At 67.4% G+C, this 24,107-nt stretch carries 22 protein-coding genes; 10 read left to right on the forward strand and 12 right to left on the reverse strand.

Annotated elements, in window-relative coordinates:
- Positions 1-40: 40 nt before the first annotated feature.
- The 4 genes from acpM to KXD98_RS15950 are packed head-to-tail and all read left to right on the forward strand — an operon-like array spanning position 41 to position 4,338.
- On the forward strand, positions 41-340 hold the full coding sequence (gene acpM / locus KXD98_RS15935) for a meromycolate extension acyl carrier protein AcpM (RefSeq protein ID WP_260759343.1): 300 nt from the start codon (positions 41-43) through the stop codon (positions 338-340).
- A complete protein-coding gene (kasA, locus tag KXD98_RS15940; protein ID WP_260759344.1) occupies positions 337-1,587 on the forward strand; it encodes a 3-oxoacyl-ACP synthase KasA in 1,251 nt (416 codons plus the stop codon). The genes acpM and kasA overlap by 4 nt, the downstream gene beginning before the upstream one ends.
- 49 nt (positions 1,588-1,636) lie before the next feature.
- Positions 1,637-2,890, forward strand: coding sequence for a 3-oxoacyl-ACP synthase KasB (gene kasB / locus KXD98_RS15945; RefSeq protein ID WP_260759345.1), 1,254 nt, complete (start codon positions 1,637-1,639; stop codon positions 2,888-2,890).
- Positions 2,891-2,907: 17 nt separating this feature from the next.
- Positions 2,908-4,338 carry an acyl-CoA carboxylase subunit beta gene (locus tag KXD98_RS15950; RefSeq protein WP_260759346.1) on the forward strand — a complete coding sequence of 477 codons (1,431 nt, stop codon included), beginning with the start codon at positions 2,908-2,910 and terminating at the stop codon, positions 4,336-4,338.
- A 20-nt stretch (positions 4,339-4,358) separates the two neighbouring features.
- On the opposite strand, the gene KXD98_RS15955 is transcribed toward KXD98_RS15950, so the two are convergent.
- The 3 genes from KXD98_RS15955 to KXD98_RS15965 form a co-directional block, all read right to left on the reverse strand.
- Positions 4,359-6,509 (reverse strand): hypothetical protein, encoded by a 2,151-nt coding sequence (locus KXD98_RS15955; RefSeq protein ID WP_260759347.1) that lies wholly within the window; start codon positions 6,507-6,509, stop codon positions 4,359-4,361.
- Between the two features lie 27 nt (positions 6,510-6,536).
- Positions 6,537-7,568, reverse strand: coding sequence for a hypothetical protein (locus KXD98_RS15960; protein WP_260759348.1), 1,032 nt, complete (start codon positions 7,566-7,568; stop codon positions 6,537-6,539).
- A gap of 196 nt (positions 7,569-7,764) precedes the next feature.
- Positions 7,765-8,514 carry an SDR family oxidoreductase gene (locus KXD98_RS15965; RefSeq protein WP_260765233.1) on the reverse strand — a complete coding sequence of 250 codons (750 nt, stop codon included), beginning with the start codon at positions 8,512-8,514 and terminating at the stop codon, positions 7,765-7,767.
- A 75-nt stretch (positions 8,515-8,589) separates the two neighbouring features.
- On the opposite strand from KXD98_RS15965, the gene KXD98_RS15970 reads away from it, so the two are divergent.
- Complete coding sequence (locus tag KXD98_RS15970) at positions 8,590-9,459, forward strand: LysR family transcriptional regulator (protein ID WP_260759349.1); 870 nt, start codon at positions 8,590-8,592, stop codon at positions 9,457-9,459.
- Positions 9,460-9,490: 31 nt separating this feature from the next.
- Here the strand turns inward: KXD98_RS15970 and KXD98_RS15975 are convergent, their stop codons facing one another.
- Entirely contained in the window at positions 9,491-11,029 is a 1,539-nt protein-coding gene (locus KXD98_RS15975; RefSeq protein WP_260759350.1) for a glycerol-3-phosphate dehydrogenase/oxidase, read from the reverse strand.
- Positions 11,026-11,604 carry a TetR/AcrR family transcriptional regulator gene (locus tag KXD98_RS15980; protein ID WP_260759351.1) on the reverse strand — a complete coding sequence of 193 codons (579 nt, stop codon included), beginning with the start codon at positions 11,602-11,604 and terminating at the stop codon, positions 11,026-11,028. Before KXD98_RS15980 ends, KXD98_RS15975 begins: the two co-directional genes overlap by 4 nt.
- A gap of 53 nt (positions 11,605-11,657) precedes the next feature.
- On the opposite strand from KXD98_RS15980, the gene KXD98_RS15985 reads away from it, so the two are divergent.
- Both KXD98_RS15985 and KXD98_RS15990 read left to right on the forward strand, forming a co-directional pair.
- Positions 11,658-13,238, forward strand: a complete 1,581-nt coding sequence (locus tag KXD98_RS15985; RefSeq protein ID WP_260765234.1) for an FAD-binding oxidoreductase — start codon at positions 11,658-11,660, stop codon at positions 13,236-13,238.
- Positions 13,235-14,146 carry a diacylglycerol kinase gene (locus KXD98_RS15990; RefSeq protein ID WP_260759352.1) on the forward strand — a complete coding sequence of 304 codons (912 nt, stop codon included), beginning with the start codon at positions 13,235-13,237 and terminating at the stop codon, positions 14,144-14,146. The genes KXD98_RS15985 and KXD98_RS15990 overlap by 4 nt, the downstream gene beginning before the upstream one ends.
- A gap of 73 nt (positions 14,147-14,219) precedes the next feature.
- Here the strand turns inward: KXD98_RS15990 and KXD98_RS15995 are convergent, their stop codons facing one another.
- From KXD98_RS15995 to KXD98_RS16015, 5 genes are all read right to left on the reverse strand, one after another.
- Positions 14,220-14,732 carry a DUF3145 domain-containing protein gene (locus KXD98_RS15995; RefSeq protein ID WP_260759353.1) on the reverse strand — a complete coding sequence of 171 codons (513 nt, stop codon included), beginning with the start codon at positions 14,730-14,732 and terminating at the stop codon, positions 14,220-14,222.
- 126 nt (positions 14,733-14,858) lie between these two features.
- Entirely contained in the window at positions 14,859-15,683 is an 825-nt protein-coding gene (locus tag KXD98_RS16000; RefSeq protein WP_260759354.1) for a serine hydrolase, read from the reverse strand.
- Between the two features lie 11 nt (positions 15,684-15,694).
- A complete protein-coding gene (locus KXD98_RS16005; protein WP_260759355.1) occupies positions 15,695-16,621 on the reverse strand; it encodes a homocysteine S-methyltransferase family protein in 927 nt (308 codons plus the stop codon).
- A 5-nt stretch (positions 16,622-16,626) separates the two neighbouring features.
- Positions 16,627-17,703, reverse strand: coding sequence for a class I SAM-dependent methyltransferase (locus KXD98_RS16010; RefSeq protein WP_260759356.1), 1,077 nt, complete (start codon positions 17,701-17,703; stop codon positions 16,627-16,629).
- 87 nt (positions 17,704-17,790) lie between these two features.
- The gene (locus KXD98_RS16015) at positions 17,791-19,395 is read right to left on the reverse strand and encodes a LuxR C-terminal-related transcriptional regulator (protein ID WP_260759357.1); all 1,605 of its coding nucleotides are present in this window, start codon (positions 19,393-19,395) and stop codon (positions 17,791-17,793) included.
- Positions 19,396-19,516: 121 nt separating this feature from the next.
- Here KXD98_RS16015 and KXD98_RS16020 point away from each other — a divergent pair, with 121 nt between their 5' ends.
- From KXD98_RS16020 to KXD98_RS16030, 3 genes are read left to right on the forward strand one after another with little or no spacing between them, the layout of a single operon-like run.
- Positions 19,517-20,614 carry an S-(hydroxymethyl)mycothiol dehydrogenase gene (locus KXD98_RS16020; RefSeq protein WP_260759358.1) on the forward strand — a complete coding sequence of 366 codons (1,098 nt, stop codon included), beginning with the start codon at positions 19,517-19,519 and terminating at the stop codon, positions 20,612-20,614.
- Complete coding sequence (locus KXD98_RS16025; protein ID WP_260759359.1) at positions 20,611-21,234, forward strand: MBL fold metallo-hydrolase; 624 nt, start codon at positions 20,611-20,613, stop codon at positions 21,232-21,234. Before KXD98_RS16020 ends, KXD98_RS16025 begins: the two co-directional genes overlap by 4 nt.
- 52 nt (positions 21,235-21,286) lie before the next feature.
- Positions 21,287-22,372, forward strand: a complete 1,086-nt coding sequence (locus tag KXD98_RS16030) for a class I SAM-dependent methyltransferase (RefSeq protein ID WP_260759360.1) — start codon at positions 21,287-21,289, stop codon at positions 22,370-22,372.
- A gap of 3 nt (positions 22,373-22,375) precedes the next feature.
- Here KXD98_RS16030 and KXD98_RS16035 read toward each other — a convergent pair whose 3' ends face one another.
- Both KXD98_RS16035 and KXD98_RS16040 read right to left on the reverse strand, forming a co-directional pair.
- Entirely contained in the window at positions 22,376-23,401 is a 1,026-nt protein-coding gene (locus KXD98_RS16035) for a dihydrodipicolinate reductase (RefSeq protein WP_260765235.1), read from the reverse strand.
- Between the two features lie 75 nt (positions 23,402-23,476).
- Positions 23,477-24,010 carry a hypothetical protein gene (locus KXD98_RS16040; RefSeq protein ID WP_260759361.1) on the reverse strand — a complete coding sequence of 178 codons (534 nt, stop codon included), beginning with the start codon at positions 24,008-24,010 and terminating at the stop codon, positions 23,477-23,479.
- Positions 24,011-24,107 lie beyond the last annotated feature (97 nt).

The raw sequence follows: 24,107 nt of genomic DNA on the forward strand, positions 1-24,107 counted from the left end.
ATCCGTTCGAAGTAACAACCGATAACAAGAAGGAGCCACCGTGGCTGCCAGCCAAGAAGAAATCATCGCCGGTCTCGCCGAGATCATCGAAGAGGTCACCGGTATCGAGCCCTCGGAGGTCACCCCGGAGAAGTCGTTCGTCGACGACCTGGACATCGACTCGCTGTCGATGGTCGAGATCGCCGTGCAGACCGAAGACAAGTACGGCGTGAAGATCCCCGATGAGGACCTCGCCGGTCTGCGCACCGTCGGTGACGTCGTCGCCTACATCCAGAAGCTCGAAGAAGAGAACCCCGAGGCTGCTGCTGCCATCCGCGCTCAGATCCAGGGCGACCAGTGACCCGTCCTTCCACTGCTAACGGCGGTTTTCCTAACGTCGTGGTGACCGCCATTGAGGCCACCACGGCCCTCGCTGCGGACATCGAGAGCACGTGGAAGGGTCTGCTGGCCGGCGAAAGTGGAATCCGGATTCTCGAGGACGACTTCGTCGACAAGTGGGACCTGCCGGTGCGGATCGGCGGCCACCTTGTCGACAACGTCGACAGCCATATGACGCGTATCGAGATGCGCCGCATGTCTTACGTGCAGCGGATGTCGAAGCTGCTGGCGCGGCGACTCTGGGACAACGCGGGCACTCCCGAGGTCGATCCGGACCGCTTCTCGGTCGTCATCGGCACCGGTCTGGGCGGCGGCGAAAAAATCGTCGAGACCTATGACGCGATGAACGAGGGCGGGCCCCGCAAGGTCTCCCCGCTCGCCGTTCAGATGATCATGCCCAACGGTGCGGCGGCCGTCGCCGGCCTCGAGCTGGGCGCCCGCGCCGGGGTCATCACCCCGGTGTCGGCGTGCTCCTCGGGGTCGGAGGCAATCGCCCACGCATGGCGTCAGATCGTCATGGGCGACGCGGACTTCGCCGTCTGCGGGGGCGTCGAGGGTGGCATCGAAGCGCTGCCGATCGCGGCTTTCTCGATGATGCGTGCCATGTCGACGCGCAACGACGACCCCGCCGGGGCGTCGCGTCCGTTCGACAAGGACCGCGACGGCTTCGTCTTCGGTGAGGCCGGCGTGATGATGATCATCGAGACCGAGGAGCACGCCAAGGCCCGCGGCGCCACGCCGCTGGCCCGCCTGATGGGTGCGGGCATCACCTCCGACGCGTTCCACATGGTGGCTCCGGCCGCCGACGGCCAGCGTGCCGGGCAGGCGATGAAGCGGGCGATGGAGACGGCCGGGTTGTCCCCCAAGGACATCTCGCACGTCAACGCGCACGCCACCGCTACCCCGATCGGCGATACCGCGGAGGCCAACGCCATCCGCGTCGCCGGAGTCGAGCATGCCGCGGTCTACGCGCCGAAGTCGGCGCTGGGCCACTCGATCGGCGCCGTCGGTGCCCTGGAATCCGCGCTGACGGTGCTCGCGTTGCGCGACGGAGTCATCCCGCCGACGCTGAACTACGAGACCCCGGATCCCGAGATCGATCTCGATGTCGTTGCGGGCGAGCCACGGTATGGCGACTACGAGTACGCCATCAACAACTCGTTCGGGTTCGGCGGCCACAATGTCGCTCTGGCCTTCGGTCGCTACTAGGACCACCGGGGTCTGACACACGACCTGCAGAAAGGAAACGCGCCTCGACATGGCAACGCCGACGACAGGTAGTGGACTGCCCAATGTGGTGGTCACCGGCATGGCGATGACGACAAGTGTCGCCACCGACGCCGAAGGTACCTGGAAGGCATTGCTGGCAGGTCGGAGTGGCATCCGCCTGCTCGACGACCCGTTCGTCGAGCAGTTCGACCTGCCGGTGCGCATCGGTGGTCATCTGCTCGAGAACTTCGAGCCTGACCTGACCGAGGTCGAGTTTCGGCGAATGTCCTATCCGCAGCGCATGGCGACCGTGCTCGGTCGTCGGGTCTGGGCCGACGCCGGGTCCCCCGAGGTCGACACCCGACGACTGATGGTGTCGATCGGGACCGGCCTCGGCGGTGCCGAGGCGCTGGTGTTCGCCTACGACGGCATGCGCGACGAGGGCATCAGCGCGGTGTCTCCGCTGGCCGTCCAGATGTATATGCCCAACGGCCCGTCCGCGGTCGTCGGGCTGGAACGCGGCGCCAAGGCCGGAGTGGTGACACCGGTCTCGGCGTGCGCGTCCGGTTCGGAGGGCATCGCGCAGGCGTGGCGCAACATCGTGCTGGGTGAAGCCGACATCGCCATCTGCGGCGGAGTGGAGCAGCGCATCGAGGCGGTCCCGATTGCCGGGTTCGCCCAGATGCGCATCGTGATGTCGACCAACAACGACGATCCGGCCGGGGCATGCCGCCCGTTCGACCGGGACCGCGACGGTTTCGTGTTCGGCGAGGCCGGAGCGCTCATGGTGATCGAGACCGAAGAACATGCCAAGGCCCGCGGCGCCCGGATTCTGGCGCGCTTGATGGGTGCCAGCGTCACGTCGGACGGCTTTCACATGGTGGCGCCTGACCCCAATGGCGAGCGCGCAGCCCACGCGATGTCGCGTGCGATCGAACTGGCCGGCCTGCAACCGACCGACATCGACCACGTCAACGCGCACGCCACCGGCACCAGCGTCGGCGACGTCGCCGAGGGGCACGCGATCAATCTGGCGATGGGCGGGCACCGCCCGGCGGTCTATGCACCCAAGTCTGCGCTGGGCCACTCGGTCGGCGCAGTCGGCGCGGTGGAGTCGATCCTGACGGTGCAGGCGCTGCGCGACGGCGTCATACCCCCGACACTGAACTTGAAGAATCTCGACCCCGACATCGACCTCGACGTCGTTGCGGGTACGGCACGACCTGGCAACTACCACTACGCCATCAACAACTCTTTCGGATTCGGCGGGCACAACGTGGCTCTCGCCTTCGGGAAGTACTGAAAGGCACAGGAGAACTGATGACGACCATCGAGAACCGGGCTCCCGAAGCAGCCAACGAGTCTGTCGATCCGCGGGATCCGTTGCTTCGCCTCCAGACCTTCTTCGACGCCGACAGTGTCGAGTTGCTGCACGACCGGGACAAGTCGGGTGTGCTGGCCGCCGCAGGCACCGTCAACGGTGTCCGCACCATCGCGTTCTGCACCGACGGCACCGTGATGGGCGGCGCCATGGGGGTGGACGGCTGCAAGCACATCGTCGACGCCTACGACGTAGCCATCGACGAGCAGAGCCCGATCGTCGGTATCTGGCACTCCGGCGGCGCGCGGCTGGCCGAGGGCGTCAAGGCGCTGCACGCGGTGGGCCTGGTCTTCGAGGCGATGATCCGCGCCTCCGGTTACGTCCCGCAGATCTCGGTGGTCGTCGGCTTCGCTGCCGGCGGCGCGGCCTACGGACCGGCGCTGACCGACGTCATCGTGATGGCACCGGACAGCAAGGTCTTCGTCACCGGCCCCGACGTCGTGCGCAGCGTCACCGGCGAGGACGTCGACATGGTCTCGCTGGGTGGCCCGGAAGCCCACCACAAGAAGTCCGGCGTCTGCCACATCGTTGCCGACGACGAGCTCGACGCCTACGAGCGTGGCCGTCGCCTCGTCGGATTGTTCTGCCAGCAGGGCCATTTCGACCGCACCAAGGCCGAGGCCGGGGATACCGACCTCAAAGCACTGCTGCCGGAGTCCGCTCGCCGCGCCTACGACGTGCACCCGCTGATCGAGGCGCTACTCGACGACGGAACACCATTCGACGAGTTCCAGTCCAAGTGGGCGCCGTCGATCGTCGTCGGACTGGGACGGCTGGCCGGCCGTACCGTCGGCGTGATCGCGAACAACCCGCTGCGCCTGGGCGGCTGCCTGAACTCCGAGAGTGCCGAAAAGTCAGCGCGTTTCGTGCGGCTGTGCGATGCGTTCGGTATCCCGTTGGTGGTCGTCGTCGACGTGCCCGGTTACCTGCCCGGTGTCGACCAGGAGTGGGGTGGCGTGGTGCGTCGCGGCGCCAAGCTGCTGCACGCCTTCGGTGAGTCCTCAGTCCCCCGCGTCACGCTGGTCACCCGAAAGATCTACGGCGGCGCCTACATCGCGATGAATTCACGTTCGCTGAACGCCACCAAGGTGTTCGCCTGGCCGGAGGCCGAGGTTGCCGTGATGGGCGCCAAGGCCGCTGTCGGCATCCTGCACAAGAAGAAGCTGGCCGCCGCGGCGCCTGAGGAGCGTGAGGCGCTGCACGAGGCACTGGCCGTCGAGCACGAGAGGATCGCCGGCGGCGTCGATTCGGCGATCGAGATCGGTGTGGTCGACGAGAAGATCGACCCGGCACACACCCGCTCGAAGCTCACCCAGGCGCTGGCCGAGGCGCCGATGCGCCGCGGGCGCCACAAGAACATCCCGCTGTAGCCTTTGCCGCGGCAGGGTAATCAGCCGTCGAGGGTGAACAGCGGTGGCGTGCGGCCGACACCGTCGGCGAGCGCCATCAGAAACATCGACGGGTAGTCAGGGAATCGCGGCCCGGCGCGCCGGGCGAGACCGTCGGCGGTGACGTGCTGCCCCCACCGACCGCGGAAGCCCCGCTTCGTGTCGGGATGGGGCCAAAAGCCTTGGGCGTCGCGGTCGACCACGCAGTCGTAGGTCCGTCCTGATTCGACGAGCGGCTGGCGTGGCCGGCACCGCCAGTCGACGACATCGGCGCCGGCATCGGGCACACTCACCGAGGCCGGTTTGATCGTCTTGCCGGCACCTGCCGCCGCCGGCGGTTGATCAGGGGAGCCGACGTCGTCTGGGGCGGCACCGAAGGGTGCCATCGGCGCCCGATAGTGCGCGATCTCCACCACACACGACACCAGCGCGGCGGCGGCCCCGAGGAAACCGAAGGGACCGGCGGCGATCATCTTGGCGAGCAGGACCGCCACATCCTTGGTGGCAGTCAGTTCCCAGCTGTCGCCGTCGCCTGCGGGCGAGGGCACGTCCAGCGTGCCGCAGTATTGAGGCTGCCGGTCATCGGGATACGCATTGACAGTCTTGGAGCCAGGTCGGGTGTAGAGGCTGTGGGAACCGGCCGCCACATACAGCCGTGGGTGCCCGTCGACGACCTGCGGATCGGCCGGCGTCCACGCGTCGACCACCATCACGGTGTTCTGGTCACTGTCGAACTGGTAGGCCGGGAACTGACCGTTGAGTCGATTCGGACGAGTACCCGTGCGGCCCATGAACTTCGGCGTGAATGCCGCACCGGCCCCCTCACCGAGGATCGCCAGACACTGCCAGTCGCCGACGTGCGACGAGACTTCGCGCGCCTCGATGTTGTTGCAGCGGCTACTCACCACGCCCTGTTCGTGGGCGGGGAAGAAGAAGTAGTAGCACAGCAGCGTCGGCGCATCGAGTCCGTCGATCAGCGCGGTCAGGTTGACGCCGGTCTGCCGGCTGGCAATGTTACCCAGACGTTCCTTATGGATCACCTCGGCGTGGTACCAGAACCGGCTGGGTTCGAGCTCAGCGGCATACAGAGTGTCGACGGGCCCGCGGTCGCTGTAGCGATTGGTCGTCTGCGCGCTGACCCCGTCCTCATGGGAACCGTTGCTGTCCTTCCAGCCGCCGAGCTCGAGGAACCGGTGGTCGTTGCCGCCGAGCTCCTCGCCGAAACGGAACTCGCCAGGCTCGCCGTCGACCGCGGCCAGCCCGGTCGCCGCCACCGTCGGTGCGCCGCCCCACCCCGCCTTGTCGTCCCCGGGCAGTCGGGCCGCCCACAGCGCCGCCCGCTCGACGAAGCGCTTTGCGTCGCTGGGGAAGTACTTCTCGGACTCATGGAAGAACAGGATCGGCTCGAACCGTTCGATCAGACCGCGGCCGTCGTCGGCGGAACCGCCCGGGCCGCTACCCGTGCCTGTGCCCGGCCCGGTGTTGGCGGGCACGGCTTTGACCTCCAAAACGATGGCGGCCGCGGACTGCGGACTGCTCCACGTCCAACTGATGACGTCGGCCGACGCCGGAGCGTCCTGGGTGTGCAGTGCGCCGGCCTTACCCAGGAACTGCGCCACCGCGACGTTGTCGATCTCGTCGAATCCAGCACCCGCAGAGACCGTCACCGCGGCACCACTACTGGAATCGACGGCGAGGGCTCCGGTGACGACGTTGCGGTCGGCATCCGCCGAGCGAGACAGCGGCACGGACAGCGACCTACCGGTCGAGGTCACCGAGAAAGACTGCGCGAGAGCCGATCCGCCGTTGGCTACTGTCACGTCGACGTCGGTGTACTCGAAGACCGACCAGGCGCAGAAGTCCTGGGTCTGTGCCCCGAAGTCGATGATGGCGCCGCCGCCGACCGGGGCGGGCCCCGAGGCGCGAAAGCAGCTCAGCCGGCGATCGTTGCCGTACACGACACTTTGCTCAAGGGTCCATCGCAGACCGTTGCCGGTCACCGTCGGCACGCTCGGTGTGCCACCTCCGAGGGCGGGGCGGGCGCTGGTCACAAACAGCAGAACCAAAGTGTTCGCCCCCGCCTGGAAACCTTCGGTTTCGAAGGCGGTGGCGTCGGCGGTGGCCGTGGCGCGCGTCAAGTTCCGTCTGGCCATGAGAGCCCCTGTCGTCGAGCGGGTGGGTCAGAACGATTCCGAGACGGAGAACATGTCGGTGAAAGCGGCGTCGCAGTCGATCGGCAGTTGCTCGACCAGCGAGGCGAAGCACCCACTGTGGAGCAGCTCCTGCAGTTGGGTGACCCCAGCCGGATTGAACCCCGCGCCGCGCAGCAGCGCGATGAGGTCCGCGAGCACCGCAGGGATCTCGCCGAGCCGGCCTTCCGACCAGAGCTGGTGATAGCGGGCTGACAGATCGGCGTAATCACGCTGAATGCCCGGCAGCGCGGCGATCTGGCCGACCACCACGAACAACGCCTTCGGAAGCAGGACGGTGAGCGTCTGCCAGCAGTGTGGGTCTGCCCGGATCACCTCGTCGAGTCGCCGCGACCATTCGGCCCAGCAGCGCGCGACCTCAGGTTCCACGGGACGTTCGACGAAGACCGACCCGATGCGGTGCGGGTGCAGGCGCCAGATCTTTAGGTCGTCGATGCGGCCGGTGACGCCCTTTCCGCCGGTGCGGTCGCTGCCGATGACCAGTCCTGCCGTCGAGGCGAGCAGACCGTTCCACTGGTCCCAGCGCGCGACGACCCGGCCGTTGATCTCGGCCTGCACCCCGGACGGGTCGTACTGCAGGCCGACGGTCAGCCAGGGGTCATCCGGCAGCGGGCGCGGCTCCGAGCCACCTTCGCCGAACTCGCTGCCCCCACCATCGATCTGGGTGAACCCGCCGCCGAAGAATCCCTGACCGGTGTGGAACTCGAAGCTGTCCCCGGAGATGAGGGTTCCGCCGTTGCGCATCAGTTCGCGGTCGCAGAGCATCTCGATCCGTATGCCGCCCAGAGGGCGCAGACTCGGCGAAGCCGGCACCCGGATCATGCTGGTGCCGGCGCGCAACCGGACTACTCCGGATCCCGGGGAGGCGCCGTCCGGGGTGAAATCGGCGTCGGCGAGGTTCACACCCTGGCCGTGGCTCTGGTGCATCGGTGCGTGGTCGAAGATCACCCCTGGCGGACCGGAATAGGTGTGGTGCACCACGAGTTCCCACGCGTCAGCCATGCCGCCCCCATTGCGCCTGTCGCGTCCGGCAGTGCCGACGCGATCAGGCCCGACAATAAACCCGGTGGGCGCGTTTCGTAAGAGCGGATGCGATGGTTGCCAGCATCTTCACAGCTAGCGGATTTCCCTGCCCGCCATCAGACGAGCATCTGGAGGGGACATCGCTGATTTCGGCCCGCTGGCGGCGGCAACCGAGCTATCGCGTGGTGTAGCCGCCGTTGGCAAAAATGGTCTGGCCGTTGATCCAATGGCCTTCGTCGACGAGGAACACCACCAGCGGCGCGATGTCGGTGATGTCGGTCAACCGGTTGTCCATCGCCTGCGACTTGTGGAATTCGACACGCTCGGGTGTTTCCTGCGGGTAGAAGAACGGCGTGTCCATCGGGCCGGGCGCCACATTGTTGACATTGATGCCGCGCGTGCCGAACTCCTTGGACGCAGCGCGGGTGAAGTGCTCCACTGGACTCTTGGAGCCGGCGTAGGTGGAATAGCCGTCGGTGTAGGCCGCCAGCAACGCTGTCACGATGGTAACCACCGACCCGTTGTCGTTCAGCCGCCTGCCGGCCTGCTGCAGGAAGAAGTACGCCGCCTTGGCGTTGATGTCGAACATCGAATCATATTCCTGCTCAGTTGTTTCCACGAACGGTTTGCGCAGCACCCGGCCGACGGTGTTGATCGCGATGTCCACACCTCCGAAAGCGTCGACGGCGGTGTCGAACAACTTCTCGACATTGGCGGGAACCGTCAGGTCACCCTGCACTTTGACGCCCTTCACGCCGGCCTCCTGGACCTGAGCGAGTGTCCTGTCGGCGTCCTGTTCGGAGGCGGCGCTGTGATAGTGGACCGCGACGTTGACACCCTTGGCTGCCAGCGTGGTACTGATCAGCCCGCCGAGATTCTTCGCTCCGGCGGCCACGACTGCGGATTTGCCCTCAAGTTTGCTCATGACGCCCGACGCTAGCGGCGCGACCAACAAATGAGAAACCCAGATTTTCGAGATATCGACAAATAATATTTGTGCATGGCTTCCACTCCAGATCTGCGTCGCCTGCGCCACTTCATCTCGGTCGCCGAGGCGGGCAGCTTCACGCGGGCCGCCGCCGACCTGCATCTGAGCCAGCAGGCGTTGAGCACGTCGGTGCGGCAGCTCGAAAAGGATCTGGGCGCACAGCTTCTCGTGCGCGAAGGCCGCCGCGTCACTACCACCACCGCGGGGACACTGCTGCTCAGAGAGGGACGGACGCTGTTGGCGGCCGCTCGTACCGTCGCCGAACATGTCGAACGGGTGGCCAGTGGAGATGACGAGGTCTACGTCGTCGGCCACACCCCCGCTCTCAGCGGAGCCGAGGTGTACAACGTGATGGAGGGTGCCATCGATGCGCATGCGTCGACCTCCTTCACTTTCCGGCAGATGTACCCCGATCAGTTGGTTGACGCCATCTTGGGTGGATCTGTTCAGCTGGGGCTGCGGCGCGGTGTGGTGCCCAGTCACGACCTGGCGGGGGCGGTCGTCGGTTATCACCCTGTCCGGGTGGCTGTGCCCGCGCATCACCGACTTGCCGCCGAGACCGAGATCGATATCGCCGCCCTGGCCGGCGAACGCATCGCGCTGTGGGCGCCACCTGGTGCGTCGTACTACAGCGACCTCTTGTTAGGGGCCTGTCGCCGAGCGGGTTTCGAGCCTGACTATGTCGTTAGCCGAGTGCAGGGAGCCGCGACTGTCGCCGCTCCGCTGACCACCGGCGCCGTCGCATTCGTCACCGTGTCTGCGGGCCCGGCAATGGACGGCCGTGTCCAGGTGATCGATCTACGACCGCCCCTACTGGTTCCCGTGCAGGCTCTCTGGCAACGCCATACAGCGTCGGCGGTTCGCGAGGTGTTGTTGCGCTGACAACGGCGCGGCACCTAGGTACTGCACGACGTCAGCTCAAGGCTGCCAGAATCTCTGCCGCGGATTCGGTCGCCGCGTCCCGGTCAGCGGCCACCAGGCCAATCCGGGTACGCCGGTCCAGGATGTCATCGATGGTCAACGCGCCCTCATGGGTGATCGCATACGCGAACTCGGCCCTGGTGACATCGATGCCTTCGGCCACCGAATCCGCCGGGCGGGCGCATGCCGCCCGGGCCATCACGTTCGGAGCCTCGGCCCCGTAGCGCGCCACCAGCGACGCGGGCAGCGTGGTCGATGAGCGTTGCGCAGAAACGGGATTCGACGGCGCGCCGACCAGCGGTAGGTTCCGGGTCCGGCAGCGTCGGGCGGTCAGACCGCGCAGCGCGATCGCGCGGTCGAGGACGTCCTCGGCCATGTACCGGTACTCGGTGAGCTTGCCTCCGATCACGCTGATCACCCCCGACGGCGACTCGGTCACCGCGTGCTCACGGGATACGTCGGCAGTGCGACCCGAGCCGGTGTCGATCAGCGGACGCAGGCCGGCGTAGGCGCCGATGACGTCGGCGCGGTCCAGCGTGGTCTGCAGCGCGGTGTTGACGGTGTCGAGCAGGAAAGTGATCTCGTCGGATGTGGGTTCGGGGACGTCCTGAATCGGGCCGGGCGCGTCTTCGTCGGTCAGCCCCAGATACACCCGACCGAGTTGCTCGGGCATCGCGAAGACGAACCGGTTCAGCTCGCCGGGGATCGGAACCGTCAGTGCCGCAACAGGATTTCCGAAGGCTGCGGCGTCGAAGACCAGATGAGTCCCGCGACTGGGCCGCAGCGTGACGGACGGGTCGACCTCGCCTGCCCACACCCCGGCAGCGTTGAGGACCGCCCGAGCCCGCACCACCAGCGATTCGCCGGTGAGGGTATCGCTGAGGGTGGCCGAAGTGCCGGACGCCTGCACCGCGGCCACCCGCGTGAGCACCATCGCACCGTGCTGGGCCGCCGTCCGCGCCACGGCGGTGACCAGGCGGGCATCGTCGATGAGTTGGCCGTCGTAGGCCAGCAACGCGCCGTCGAGTCCGTCACGGCGTACCGTCGGGGCCAGTTCGGCGGCCCGTCGCGCGTCGACCCGGCGTGACCGGGGCAGCACCGAGGCCGGCGTTCCGGCCAGCCTGCGCAGACCGTCGCCGGCAGCGAAACCGAACCGCACCAGCGCCCGAGACGCAATGCTCATCTGCGGCAACAACGGCACCAGCTGCGGCATCGCATGTACCAGGTGCGGTGCGTTGCGCGACATCAGCAACCCTCGCTCGACCGCGCTGCGGCGCGCGATGCCGACGTGCCCACTGGCCAGATAGCGCAAGCCGCCGTGGACGAGTTTGGAGCTCCACCGACTGGTCCCGAACGCCAGGTCGTGCTTCTCGACCAACGCGACCGCCAACCCCCGACTGGCCGCGTCCAGCGCAATCCCGGCTCCGGTGATCCCGCCACCGATCACCAGCACGTCGAGCGGAGCGCCGTCGCCGAGGCGCTGCAAGTCGGCACGACGTCGGGCGGCATTCAACGCTGAGGGGTCGGTCATGGTTTCAGGTATCCGTTCAGAGCCACACCCAATTCGGTATCGAGTGCGTCGGCATCGAGCAGGCCGTCGACCAGCTGCACCGATTGAATGGTCGACTGCGTGATCAGCAGGCACATCGCGGCCATCCCCCGCGGATCGCCGGGACGGACGCTGCCCTCATCCTGGCCGGCCTTGATCGCGTCGGCCAGCGCGTCGATGACGATCTGCTGACTGGTGCCGAGCCGGTCGGCGATGTAGGTCATCGCGATGGCCGGTGCGTTGCGTAGGACCGACATCACCACCTCGTCGTCGCGCAGATGCCGCGCCACCGCGACCACCCGGGCCACCGTGGCGTCGCGGCTGATTCCTTTCTCGGGCACGGCGTCGAGCACCCCGGCGATCCGCACGGTCAACAGCTCGGCGATCACCCAGCGGATGTCGGGCCAGCGGCGGTAGATCGTGGGACGGCTGACCCGGGCCCGCCGTGCGATCTCGGTCATCGTCACCCGGTCCACGCCATAGGTCAGTACGCAGGCGGCAGCCGCGTCGAGGATGCGCTCCTCGACAGTGGACACTGAGTTACGGATTGACATCATCTGTAATACTGTAACTCATGAATCCCGCAGCAGCGCAGCCGAGCGACCCGCCGATGCAGTGGAACGGCTGGGGCGACCCCGCGTTGGCCAAACCGCTTTCACCCGGAATTCGCGGCCTGCTCAGCGAGGCCCTGGGAATCGACGCCGCCGACGTCGCGCAGCCCCGTCTCGATCAGGTCCGGCTGCGCCCCTCGGCGTTGTCCGCGGCCGATCGGGCCGGGTTGGGCGCGCTGGTCGGCGCCGAGCACATGATCGTCGACGACCACGGCCGGCTGTTGCGGGCCGGCGGCAAATCCACGTTGGACCTGCTGCGCCGCAAGGACTTCGGCGTGCAGGATGCTCCGGATGCGGTGCTGCTGCCGGGCACCGAACAGGAGGTGGCCGACCTGCTCGCCTACTGCGCCGACCACAGCATCGCCGTAGTGCCGTTCGGCGGCGGGACCAGCGTGGTCGGCGGGCTCGATCCGGTGCGCGGTGACTTCAAGGCCGTGGTGTCGCTGGACCTGCGCCGGCTCGATCAGTTGCACAGCCTCGACGAGGTGTCCTGGGAGGCCGAGCTCGGCGCCGGTGTGACCGGACCGCTCGCCGAGCAGCTGCTCGGCGAGCGCGGATTCGCGTTGGGCCACTATCCGCAGAGCTTCCGGTTCGCCACCATCGGCGGCTTCGCGGCCACCCGTTCGTCGGGCCAGGACTCGGCAGGTTACGGCCGTTTCGACGATATGGTCCGCGGCGTGCGGGCGGTGACCCCGGCGGGCATCCTGGACCTCGGACGTGCGCCCGCGTCGGCTGCCGGGCCCGATCTTCGACACCTTCTGCTGGGTTCGGAGGGCACCCTGGGGGTGATCACCCGGGTACGCGTGCGCGTCCATCCAGTGCCCGAGACGACCCGCTACGAGGCATGGTCCTTCCCGGATTTCGCCACCGGCGCCGACGCGCTGCGTGCGGTGGTCCAGACCGGCACCGGACCGACGGTGATCCGGTTGTCCGACGAGGCCGAGACCGGCGTCAACCTGGCGACCACCGAACACATCGGGGAACAGCAGGTCACCGGAGGATGCCTGGCGATCACGGCATTCGAAGGCACCGAAGCCCACGTGACCAGCCGGCACACCGAGACTCGGGACCTGCTGACCGCCAAGGGCGGGACGTCGTTGGGTGGTCAGCCGGCACGCGACTGGGAACACGGCCGGTTCGACGCGCCCTACCTGCGGGACGCCCTGCTGGCTGCCGGAGCGTTGTGCGAGACGCTGGAGACCGCCACCAACTGGTCGAACCTGTCGGCGGTCAAGATCGCGGTGACAGAGGCGTTGACCAGTGCGCTGGCCGATTCGGGGACACCGGCGCTGGTGCTGTGCCACATTTCGCATGTGTACCCGACCGGAGCGTCGCTGTACTTCACCGTCGTCGCGGCGCAGCGCGACAACCCGATCGAGCAGTGGCGCGCCGCCAAAGCCGCGGCGTCGGAGGCCATGATGCGCACCGGGGCCACCATCACCCATCACCACGCCGTCGGGGCCGACCATCGGCCCTGGATGCGAGACGAGGTCGGTGACCTCGGTGTCGAGGTGTTGCGCGCGGTGAAGGCGGCCCTGGATCCCGTCGGAATCCTCAATCCGGGCAAGCTGATTCCGTGACCGGTCGCACCCGGGTGACCGTTCTGACCAATCCGGCGTCCGGTCACGGCAGCGCGTCACATGCCGGGGAACGGGCCATCGCCCATCTCCACAAGCGCGGTGTCGATGTGGTGGCTGTCGCCGGGCGGGACTCTGCACACGCCCGCATGCTGGTCGAGGGCGCGCTCGAGCGGGGAATGGATGCGCTGGTGGTCGTCGGGGGCGACGGCATCGTGTCGTTGGCGCTGCAGGTGCTCGCCCAGACCGACATCCCGCTGGGCATCGTGCCGGCCGGGACCGGCAACGACCACGCGCGTGAGTTCGGGATACCCACCAAAAATCCGGTGGCCGCCGCTGACGTCGTCGTCGACGGCGTGGTCGACACGGTCGACCTGGGACTCATCGAGGGTGCAGACGGCACCCGACGGTGGTTCGGGACCGTGATGGCCGCCGGTTTCGACTCACTGGTGACCGATCGGACCAATCGGATGCGGTGGCCGCACGGCCGTATGCGGTACAACCTCGCGATGGTCGCGGAGTTGTCCAAGCTGCGGTTGCTGCCGTTCCGGCTGACCTTCACCGACGGCGCTGACACGACGGAGATCGAGACCGAGTTGACGATGGCCGCTTTCGGGAACACCCGCAGCTATGGCGGGGGCATGTTGATCTGCCCGCACGCCGACCCGCGGGACGGGCAACTCGACGCGACCATGGTGGCCTCGGCGTCACGGACCAAGCTGATCCGGTTGTTCCCCACGGTGTTCAAGGGCACCCACGTCGACCTCGACGAGGTCAGCACCGCGCGGGCGGGCGTGATCACCGTGGATTGTCCAGGCATCAACGCTTATGCCGATGGCGAGTACGTCTGCCCATTGCCGGTGCGGATCTCCGCAGTACCCGGGGCGCTGAAAATCCTGCGTTCCGTTTAGCCCCGCGAGTAGACGTGAGCTCCCCCATTTGCGCGCCGGAAAGGGCGTTTGCGCGTCTGCTCGCGGAAAGAACTCAGCCCACTCCTCTACTGAGCCAGCTGACCTCGGCCCCCTCGCCGCCGTCCCGGTATGCCTCGAGTGCCTCATCCCACGCGGTGCCCAGGACCGAGTCCAGCTCGGAGGCCAGCATGTCGGCGCCGGATTCCATCAGCGCGCGCAGTCTCATCTCGCCGACCATCACGTCGCCGTTGGCGCTCATCGCACCGCTCCACAGGCCCAGCTGCGGGGTGTGGCACCAGCGGTGACCGTCGACGCCCTGGCTGGGGTCCTCGGTCACCTCGAAGCGCAGCACCGACCACGAACGCAGCGCATTGGCCAGCTGCGCGCCGGTGCCGACCGGACCGACCCAGTTGGTTACCGCACGGAGCTGCCCGGGCATGGCCGGCTGCGGCGTCCACTTCAGATTCGCCCTCGCATTGAGGGTCGACGACAACGCCCACTCGACATGCGGGCACACCGCCGCGGGCGAGGCATGGATGTACACCACGCCCGTCGTCGCGTCGGCGAATTGGTTCGCTGCACGCATCTGCTACTCCTTCGGCTCCACGAGGGACGTCTTCCCCAACGACCTGGTGTGACCGAACAGCAACATGTGAATGCAGATGAAGTTGTGACTTGCGAGTCCATTGTGCCTCGTGAGGCGGACGTTGCGCTAGTCTGCCCCGAACTCTCTTAGGACTTCATCAGACAGCGCCGGCATCACCTCATGCGCCCAGTCGCCGAAGGCCCGGTCGGTGAGCGCGACGAGGGCCAGTTCGGCCTGCGGATCCACCCAGAGAAACGTCCCGGACTGCCCGAAATGACCGAACGTACGCGCGGAGTTCGCCGCACCGGTCCAGTGCGGCGACTTGCCGCCGCGGATCTCGAACCCCAGCCCCCAATCGTTGGGCCGCTGCACGCCGAACCCGGGCAACACGCCATTCAGACCCTCGAACACCACGCTGGTCGCCTGATCGTGCATCGATTCCGAAACCGTGGCCGGAACCAGCAGGTCACGGGCGAACACCGACAAGTCGTCGACGGTGGACGTGGCGCCGAAACCGGCCGCGTCGGCACCTCCGTCGAACGACGTGCCGGACATGTGGAGTGGTTCGAACACCGCTTCCCGCAGGTAGTCGGGGAAGGCGATGTCCGTCGCCAGCTGCAGCGTCTGGGCCAGCACGGTGAACCCGTAGTTGGAGTAGATCCGACGGGTGCCCGGCTCGGCGATCACCTTCGCCGAGGTCATCTCGTACCCGGCGGCGTGCGCCAGCAGGTGCCGCACCGTGGAACCCGCCGGCCCGGCTTCGGTGTCGAGATCGACTGCCCCCTCCTCGACGGCCACCTGCGCCGCGCGCGCGACCAGCAGTTTGGTCACCGAGGCCAGGGCGAAGGGGTGGGCGGTGTCGCCGTGGTGAGCGAGGACACCGCCGTGACCGACGACCGCGGCGGCGACGGTCGGAACCGGCCAGTCAGCCAACACGTCCAGTGCGCTCATCGCGCCCGAGCTTAGTTCGCCTCCCAGGCAGCGCACAGTGCGGCCACATGGCGGGCATCGGTCCCACAGCACCCGCCCAGCACCGTGACCGCGGGCAGACGCCGGCGCAGCGCGACATGCGCGTGCGCCAGGTCGTCGGGATCGCCGTCGTCCAGCTCGGTGGCCGCGTCGAGCTCAGCGTGGCTGAGGGTCGAGGCGTTGGCGCGCAGCCCGCCCAGCCGGCGCAGCCACGGCCCGTCCTGGTCCAGAGCGGCCGCGAAGTGAGTCGGGTGTGCGCAGTTGACCATGAAGTAGTCGGCTGCGGCACCGGTCTCGGCGTCGGTCTGGTCGACGGCTTCATGCAACGGCTGACCGGTCGGGAGGCGACCGTCGGTCTCGACGGTGAACGACACCACCGACGCGATGCCCGCCGCCGCGGCGGCCCGGACCACGCCGATCGCCTCGGGCGTGTTGGTCATCGTGATCGCGGTGACCCGATCGGCCGACGTCGAGGCGAAGGTGCCGATCTGAACCGCGTGGTAGCTCTGGGCCTCGTCGGCAGTCATCGCGGTTCCGGGGTCGTAACCGTCCCCGCGTGGTCCGACGCAGCCGCTCACGATCGCGGTCAGGCCGGCGGCCTGTGCGGCGGTGCGCACCGTTTCGGCGAGTTCGACCGCAGCCCGGTTCACCTCGTCGAGTCGTTGCGCGGAGTAACCGAGTTGATCCGCCCATTCCGGGTTGGCCCGCCATGTCGCGGTCTCGACGACGAAACCGGTGCGGTGCCGACGCGCGATGTCGAGGTAGCCGTCGTAGTAACGCTGCAGTCGGGTCCGCCCGTCGGGCGACTCGAGCAGGGGGAAGGCGGCGAACGCCGGCAGCTCGCGGCCGTCGTGGAAAACCAGTTCGGTTTCCAGGCCACCGTCGGTGACGAACAACGTGTCCGCCGACAGGACAGTCATCGAACTCACTTCCGGGCGATGTAGTAGTAGTTCAGCGGGTCGGAGTCGATCTCGCGGACGGTGACGTCACTGAAGCCGGCCTCGGCGAGCATCGTGGTGGCCAGTTCGCGACCCCAGCAAGTGCCCAGGCCGTCACCGTCGAGCCCGAGCGACACGCTCATGCAGTGCATCGTGGACACGGTGTACAGATAGGAGGCGAACGGCACTCCGACGTTGTCCTCCAGTCGTGTCGATGCCTTGATGTCGACCATCAGGAACACCCCACCGATGCGCAGCGCACGGTGGATGTTGGCCAACACCTGAGCCGGGTGGGCTTGGTCGTGGATCGCGTCGAAAGCCGTGATCACATCGAAGATCTCGGCCCGGTCGTAGTTCGCGACATCGACCTGTTCGAAGGTCGCGTTGGTCAGCCCGAGCCGGCGCGCCTCGTCGGCGCCCGCGGCCAGACCCTCCTCGGAGAAGTCCACGCCGACGAACCTGCTGGCCGGGTAAGCCTGCGCCATCAGGTTGACTGCATGTCCACTGCCGCAGCCGAAGTCGGCGACGTCGGCTCCGGTTGCCAGTTTCTCGGGCAACCCGTCGACCATCGGCAGGATCACGTCGACCAGGGCAGCATCGAAGACCTCGCCGCTCTCCTCGGCCATCAGGGTGTGGAAGCGCGGATATTCGCTGTAGGACAACCCGCCACCGTGCCGGAAGCAGGCGATCACCTTCTGCTCGACCTCGCCCAGCAGTGGGATGAACTGTGCAACGCGGGCCAGGTTGTCGGGACCCGCCGCCCTGGTCAAGACTGCGGCGCGGTGTGGCGCAAGAGCGTATGTGCTTGCCGCGGGGTCGTAATCGACGATGCCGGCACTGACCACTCCACCGAGCCATTCCCGCACGTACCGTTCATCGAGTCCGGCCGCGTCGGCGATCTGGGCACTGGTGGCCGGTGGAAGTTCGGCGAGCGTGTCGAACAATCGGGTCTGGTGACCGATGGACAGCAGAATCGCCACACTGGCCGCGTCGATGGTGCCGATGATGTGACGGGCGAATTCCTCGGTGGTGTCGACCGTCGCGCGGTCGTGCAATGTCGTCATGATCAGCAACGCTAGGCCCGCGATGCCACCGCGTCATCGGTTATCCGATGTATCTGCTCGGGCCGACCGTGGTGCACATGATGCAGATCAGATCACGTGGTGCTGGCGCGCCCAAGCGGCTGCCGCCGTCCGCGAGGACACCCCGATCTTGGCGTAGATGTTGGCCAGATGTCGACCGACGGTCTTCTCGCTGAGGAAAAGTCGTTCTGCGGCCTGCCGGTTGGTTTCTCCGCCGGCGATGCAGGCCAACACCTCGCATTCGCGGCGGGTCAATCGGCCGGGTGCCGGTGAACCGCAGATCCCGGCGGGGTCGACACCCAGTTCGGCATAGATGGCGTCGGCAGTCGCCGCGTCGGCGTTCGCGGCATCGTGGTGGCCCAGCCCCCGGTGGGCCAGCACCATCCATTCGTAAACCTCGGCGGTGTCGTATCGGGACTGCTGCACCCGGTATTCGCGCAATGCCTCCTGTAACACCTCCAATGCCTGCGCGAATGCGCCCTGCCGGACCAGCACGGCTCCCCTGGCATGCGCGGCCCACGCCAGAAAGCCCGGCGTCCCGAAGGCATGCGCATCGGACTGCAGTTGCGCACAGTAGTTTTCGGCGTCGGCGATGGCATCACGGGTAAGAGCGATCTGCACCGCCGCGCGCAGCAGTCGCACCCTGGCCAACCGGTCCCCGTCGGCCAGGGCCAGCCGGATCGATGTCCACGCCGTGGCGTGCTCACCGCGCCGACACGCCAGTAGGGCCTCCCCCGGCTGCGGGTCCATACCCAATCCGCGCGCCTGGTCGAAAGCGTGTGCGGCGCCGTCAAAGTCACCCATCAGTCGACGCACCTCACCGAGCTGGTAGTACCCTTCCGCGGCCGCCCAGCCGTTGACGTCGTGCAATGCGCGGCTGGCGGAGTCGAGCCTGCGTTCCAGCGTCCGGTAGTCGTCGGTGGCCACCTGTACCTGCAGCCGGTGCACGTCGCAGACACCGCCGTAGGGCACCGAACCGGACAGGCCGCACCACTGCTCCATCGACTGGGTCCAGGACCGCATCCGCGGCAGGTCGGCCAGTTTGTGACAGTGGTGCAACACGATGCAGTACAGGTCGCCGGCCCACTCGATGGGCACCTGGTCGGCCAGCAACGGCAGCATCGCCTCGTCGATCAGTGCATAGCCCTCGGCGGTGCGTGCGTGCAGGATCGCGTCGATGCCCGCGGCGATCAGCCCCAGTGCGGTGACCGCCGGGGCGTCGAGCCGGTCGGCCAGTTCCCGCAACCGCAGCACGTGGCCGCGCAACGCGTCGAGGTCGCCCAACATGGCGGCCACGACGGCGTCTAGGTAGGTCAGGTAGCCATGGGCTGGGTTGTCCTCGGCGCCGGCCAGTAGCCGGCGGGACCTGTTCATCCACCCTTGGCCGATGTTTACGTCACCACGCACCAGCCAGGCCAGCGCCAGTTCATTGGCCTTCATGGCCGCGGCAGTGGAGTCGGTCCGCGTCAGCTCGGCGTAGACACGCTCGGCGGCTCGGCTGGATTCCTTGATATGTCCCAGCCGCCATGCCGCGAACGACAACGCATCGAGATCGTCGGTGCCCAGGCCGACCTCACGACGGGCCAGGTCGAACGCTTGATAGCTGGCATGCCAGTCCCGCCGCCGGTGCGCGGCGCGCGCGGTGGACAGCAGGTCGTTCTGGCTGGGAGCCATATCGACTCCAGTATCGCGCGCCGAAGCGGCTGAGCCTAGGTCGATCGCGTGTTTGACCGGTCACCGCACCTCATCGGACACGTGTCCAGCGCACCGATTTCGCACCCGATATGTTGTACGCATGACTCAGACGGTGCGCGGAGTGATCTCACGGACGAAAGCCAAAGCGGTCGAGGTGGTCGACATCGTCATCCCTGATCCGGGGCCGGGCGATGTCACCGTCGCCATCCAGGCGTGCGGGGTGTGCCACACCGATCTGCACTACCGCGAGGGCGGCATCAACGACGAGTTCCCGTTTTTGCTCGGCCATGAAGCCGCCGGTGTTGTCGAGTCGGTCGGTGACGGTGTGACCAACGTCGAGCCCGGTGACTTCGTGGTTCTGAACTGGCGCGCGGTGTGCGGGCAGTGCCGGGCCTGTAAGCGCGGGCGACCGCACTTGTGTTTCGACACCCACAACGCCTCCCAGCCGATGACCCTGACCGACGGCACACCGTTGACGCCGGCGCTGGGCATCGGCGCGTTCGCCGACAAGACGCTGGTGCACGAGGGCCAGTGCACCAAGGTCGACCCCACCGCCGACCCGGCCGCGGCCGGGCTGCTGGGCTGCGGGGTGATGGCCGGGGTCGGCGCAGCCATCAACACCGGCGCGGTCAACCGCGACGACACCGTGGCCGTCATCGGTTGCGGCGGGGTGGGCGATGCGGCCATCGCCGCGGCGAACCTGGTCGGCGCCAAGCGGATCATCGCGGTGGACACCGACAGCCGGAAGCTGGACTGGGCGCGCAAGTTCGGCGCCACCCACACCATCAATGCGCGCGAGCTCGATCCGGTCGAGACGATCCAGGATCTCACCGACGGCAACGGTGCCGACGTCGTGATCGACGCGGTCGGCCGGCCCGAGACCTGGAAGCAGGCGTTCTACGCCCGGGACCTGGCCGGCACCGTGGTCCTGGTCGGGGTGCCCACCCCGGAGATGACGCTGGAGATGCCGTTGATCGACTTCTTCTCCCGCGGTGGATCGTTGAAATCCTCGTGGTATGGCGACTGTCTGCCCGAGCGCGACTTCCCGACGCTGATCGAGCTGTATCTGCAGGGCCGCTTCCCGCTGGATGCGTTCGTCTCCGAACGCATCGGGCTCGACCAGATCGAGGAGGCGTTCCACAAGATGCACGCCGGCCCCGACACCGACCCGGTGCTGCGTTCGGTGGTGGTCCTGTGAGCGCGATCCAGCGGCTGGTCACCAGCGGGACCTTCGAGCTCGACGGCGGCAGCTGGGAGGTCGACAACAACATCTGGATCGTTGGTGACGACACCGAGGTCGTGGTGTTCGACGCCGCGCACACCGCAGAACCGATCGTCGAGGCCGTCGGTGACCGCCATGTGGTGGCGGTGATCTGCACCCACGGCCACAACGACCACGTCACCGTCGCCCCGCAACTCGGGCAGAGACTCGACGCACCGGTGTTCCTGCATCCCGCCGATGAGGTGTTGTGGCGAATGACCCACCCGGACAAAGAGTTCCGGTCCGTCGCTGACGGCGAATCGATCCAGGTGGCCGGTACCGAACTGCGCGCTCTGCACACCCCGGGCCACTCCCCCGGCTCGGTGTGCTGGCACGCACCCGACCTCAACGCGGTGTTCAGCGGCGACACCCTGTTCCAGGGCGGCCCCGGCGCGACCGGCCGATCGTTCTCCGACTTCCCCACCATCCTGGAATCCATCTCCGGACGGCTGGGCAAGCTGCCCGGCCAGACAGTCGTCTACACCGGCCACGGCGACACCACCACCGTCGGCGACGAGTTGGTCAACTACGACGAATGGGTCGCGAGGGGTAGCTGAGCTGGCTACCGTCGTAAAAGACGGATTGTCTCCAAGCCCCGGGGAGGTCGCGATGCCTGAATCGAGCATCGTCGTGCGACCGGAGCCGATGGACAGCGGCACCTATACCGCCGGTTCCCGGTTGCAGGCCGCCGGCCTGTCGCAGGCGATCGCGGTCTTCGAGCAGGCCGCGGCGGCGGTGCCGCTGCCCGATCCCCCTCAGCCCATCGTGGTCGCCGATTACGGCGCGGCCAGCGGCCACAACTCGTTGTTACCGCTGGGTGGCGCGATCGCAGTCCTGCGCGGGCGCACCCGCCCCGAGCATTCGATTCTGATCGCTCACACGGACCGGCCCGACAACGACTTCACCGCGCTGTTCCGCACACTGGAAGACGACCCCGACACCTATCTGCGAAAAGACCGTGTCGCCTTCGCCTCGGCGGTGGGTCGTTCGTTCTACTCGCAGATCCTGCCGTCCAACAGCGTGCACCTGGGGTGGAGCGCCTGGGCCATCCAGTGGCTGAGCAAGACACCGGCCGCCATCGAAGGCCACATTCATGCGGCGTTGTGCGATGACGAGCAGGCGCGCGCGGCCCACGCCAAGCAGGCGGCCCGCGACTGGCACGAATTCGTCGCGTTTCGCGGCCGCGAATTGTGCCCGGGTGGTCGTCTGGTGGTGATGACGATGGCCGTCGGCGACGACGGCGAGTTCGGCTTCCGCACGCTGTTGACCGCGCTGGTCGACGCACTCGACGAGTTGGCCGGCGAGGACATGCTCCAGGCCCGCGAAGTCGCACAGATGTGCATCCCGACGTATGCCCGGCGCGCGTCGGAGTTCGCCGCACCATTCGCCCCGTCGGGCCGTTTCGAGGGTCTGGAGATCGCCCACCTCGACGTGTTCGACGCCGAGGACCGTTTCTGGCATCGCTACCAGATCGACAAGGATGCAGCCGCTTTCGGTGCCCGCTGGGCCGGTTTCGCACGCGCGTCGGTGTTCCCGGCGCTACTGACCGCACTCGACGGCGGCCCCGGCGATCCGCGGGTCGACGAATTGTTCGATAGGTTGGAGAAGTCGGTCGCCGACCGGTTGGCCGCCGCACCGGAACCGACCCAGATTCCGCTGGCGCACGTGGTGTTGCACAAGCGGCCGAAAACCTGACTGTCAGCGAATCGTTCCGGCGCCGGGAATCAGCGGCAGGTCCAGGGCGGTGACCCAGCCCGGCGACAGGTCGTTGACTGCGGGCACGGCGTTGAGCGCCCGCAGTCCGGTGGCCAGGCATCCGGCGGCGGCCGCGTCACGGCCTGAACCGTCGGTGAACCGGAAGGCCGTCTCCTGGAAGATGCTCGGCGTGCCTTCGATGTCCACGCGGTAGACGTCGTTGTCCGCGCCCGACGGCCAGTCCGGTGCGGCGTCGTTGCCGATCCGGTTGACGTGCTCGAGCTGGATACGGGTCTGCCCCTGATAGATGCCGTTGATGGTGAACCGCACGGCAGCGACGTTTCCTGGGGCGATGACGCCTTTGGCGGTGGCACGTTCGGTGGGTGTCACCCACTTCTCCCAGGTCGTGGTGATGTCGTCGAGCATGATGCCGGCCGCCTGGGCGATCATCGGCACTGTGGCACCCCAAGCGAATACCAGAATGTCGGGATTCTCCAGCAGGGCACGGTATTCCGGTGGTCTCCCGATCCCCATCTCACGGTCGTAGTCGCCCTCGTAGTTGGTGTAGTCCAGCAGTTCACTCGCCCGAACCTGCCGCACCTCTGAGCACAGTCCCATCAACGTCATCGGGAACAGGTCATTGGCGAAGCCGGGATCGATGCCGGTGGTGAAGCACGAGGACTCACCCAGCTCGCAGGCCACTGTGATCGGTTGAATCCAGTCCGGTGGGTTGAGGTGCATGCTCGGCCAGATCCACGGCGTCATGGCGGTGGAGCAGACGTCGATCCCGGCACGCAGGAATCGGGTGATCAGCGCGATGTTCGCATCGGCGTGGTTGGCGGTGGGTCCGTAGTGCACCAGGGCGTCGGGTTTCAGGTCGATCAGCGCGTCGACGTCGTCGGTGGCGGCCAGTCCGACGGAGTCGCCGCCGCAGAGCTCACCGACGTCGCGGCCGACCTTGGCGGGGTTGCTGACGCCGACCCCGACCAGCGCGAAACGCGGGTGACGAAGGATCTCGGGGATCACCATCCGTCCGACGAAGCCGGTGCCCCAGACGACGACCCGCTTGACGTCAGCAGTGCTCACCGATGTGTCCTCCTCGGTTCAGAAACAGCGCCGCAGCCCGCCCGGTTCGCAGATCAGGGGGTAGCGGTCGACCGGCATGGCCAACGGTTCGCGATAGGCCAGGGTGAACGGGGACTTGATGATGCCCGGTTGCATGCCGCAGTTGCCGTTGTGGGCGACGCTGCGGGTGCCCGACATCGTCGCGTCGTCAAACGAGACCGTGTCGACTGTGGGGGCCCAGCTACCGTCGGGGCACTTCATCCCCTCGGGGTTCGGGGTGGTGAAACTCCAGAGGTTGCTGACCAGTTTCGCGTACCCGCTCGGCGCGCCCCCGGTGCCCGCGATGTTCAGCGTGCACGCGACCGGCAGGTAGAGCGGCTCGCGCAGATCACCGACCACGGGAACACAGCTCGGATAGATCGTCCAGGTCCCCGGCGTGCCGTCAGCAGTGGTGTAGCTGTAGACACCTTCCATCACCTCGGCGGCGCGGGCGGGCGCCGCGGAACCGACGGACATACCGAGGACGACGGTGAGTACAGCCGACAGCACGGCCACACCCCGCAGCAGTTTCACAAGTGTTCCTTCAGTAGGGCGGACGTGGAAAGCTTCTGGAGTATCCCAGCCAGAGTGCACAGAAGTCACGTGTTTGCCGGTTCGGCGCATCGGGTAG

Source organism: Mycobacterium sp. SMC-4, assembly GCF_025263265.1.
Classification (GTDB): domain Bacteria; phylum Actinomycetota; class Actinomycetes; order Mycobacteriales; family Mycobacteriaceae; genus Mycobacterium.

Excerpts from the sequence above, each read along its gene's own strand:
- kasB (WP_260759345.1), top strand. The coding sequence starts at position 1,637 with ATGGCAACGCCGACGACAGGTAGTGGACTGCCCAATGTGGTGGTCACC.
- KXD98_RS15950 (WP_260759346.1), top strand. The coding sequence starts at position 2,908 with ATGACGACCATCGAGAACCGGGCTCCCGAAGCAGCCAACGAGTCTGTC.
- KXD98_RS15955 (WP_260759347.1), bottom strand. The coding sequence starts at position 6,509 with ATGGCCAGACGGAACTTGACGCGCGCCACGGCCACCGCCGACGCCACC.
- KXD98_RS15960 (WP_260759348.1), bottom strand. The coding sequence starts at position 7,568 with ATGGCTGACGCGTGGGAACTCGTGGTGCACCACACCTATTCCGGTCCG.
- KXD98_RS15965 (WP_260765233.1), bottom strand. The coding sequence starts at position 8,514 with ATGAGCAAACTTGAGGGCAAATCCGCAGTCGTGGCCGCCGGAGCGAAG.
- KXD98_RS15970 (WP_260759349.1), top strand. The coding sequence starts at position 8,590 with ATGGCTTCCACTCCAGATCTGCGTCGCCTGCGCCACTTCATCTCGGTC.
- KXD98_RS15975 (WP_260759350.1), bottom strand. The coding sequence starts at position 11,029 with ATGACCGACCCCTCAGCGTTGAATGCCGCCCGACGTCGTGCCGACTTG.
- KXD98_RS15980 (WP_260759351.1), bottom strand. The coding sequence starts at position 11,604 with ATGATGTCAATCCGTAACTCAGTGTCCACTGTCGAGGAGCGCATCCTC.
- KXD98_RS15985 (WP_260765234.1), top strand. The coding sequence starts at position 11,658 with ATGCAGTGGAACGGCTGGGGCGACCCCGCGTTGGCCAAACCGCTTTCA.
- KXD98_RS15995 (WP_260759353.1), bottom strand. The coding sequence starts at position 14,732 with ATGCGTGCAGCGAACCAATTCGCCGACGCGACGACGGGCGTGGTGTAC.
- KXD98_RS16000 (WP_260759354.1), bottom strand. The coding sequence starts at position 15,683 with ATGAGCGCACTGGACGTGTTGGCTGACTGGCCGGTTCCGACCGTCGCC.
- KXD98_RS16005 (WP_260759355.1), bottom strand. The coding sequence starts at position 16,621 with ATGACTGTCCTGTCGGCGGACACGTTGTTCGTCACCGACGGTGGCCTG.
- KXD98_RS16010 (WP_260759356.1), bottom strand. The coding sequence starts at position 17,703 with ATGACGACATTGCACGACCGCGCGACGGTCGACACCACCGAGGAATTC.
- KXD98_RS16015 (WP_260759357.1), bottom strand. The coding sequence starts at position 19,395 with ATGGCTCCCAGCCAGAACGACCTGCTGTCCACCGCGCGCGCCGCGCAC.
- KXD98_RS16020 (WP_260759358.1), top strand. The coding sequence starts at position 19,517 with ATGACTCAGACGGTGCGCGGAGTGATCTCACGGACGAAAGCCAAAGCG.
- KXD98_RS16030 (WP_260759360.1), top strand. The coding sequence starts at position 21,287 with ATGCCTGAATCGAGCATCGTCGTGCGACCGGAGCCGATGGACAGCGGC.
- KXD98_RS16035 (WP_260765235.1), bottom strand. The coding sequence starts at position 23,401 with ATGGTGATCCCCGAGATCCTTCGTCACCCGCGTTTCGCGCTGGTCGGG.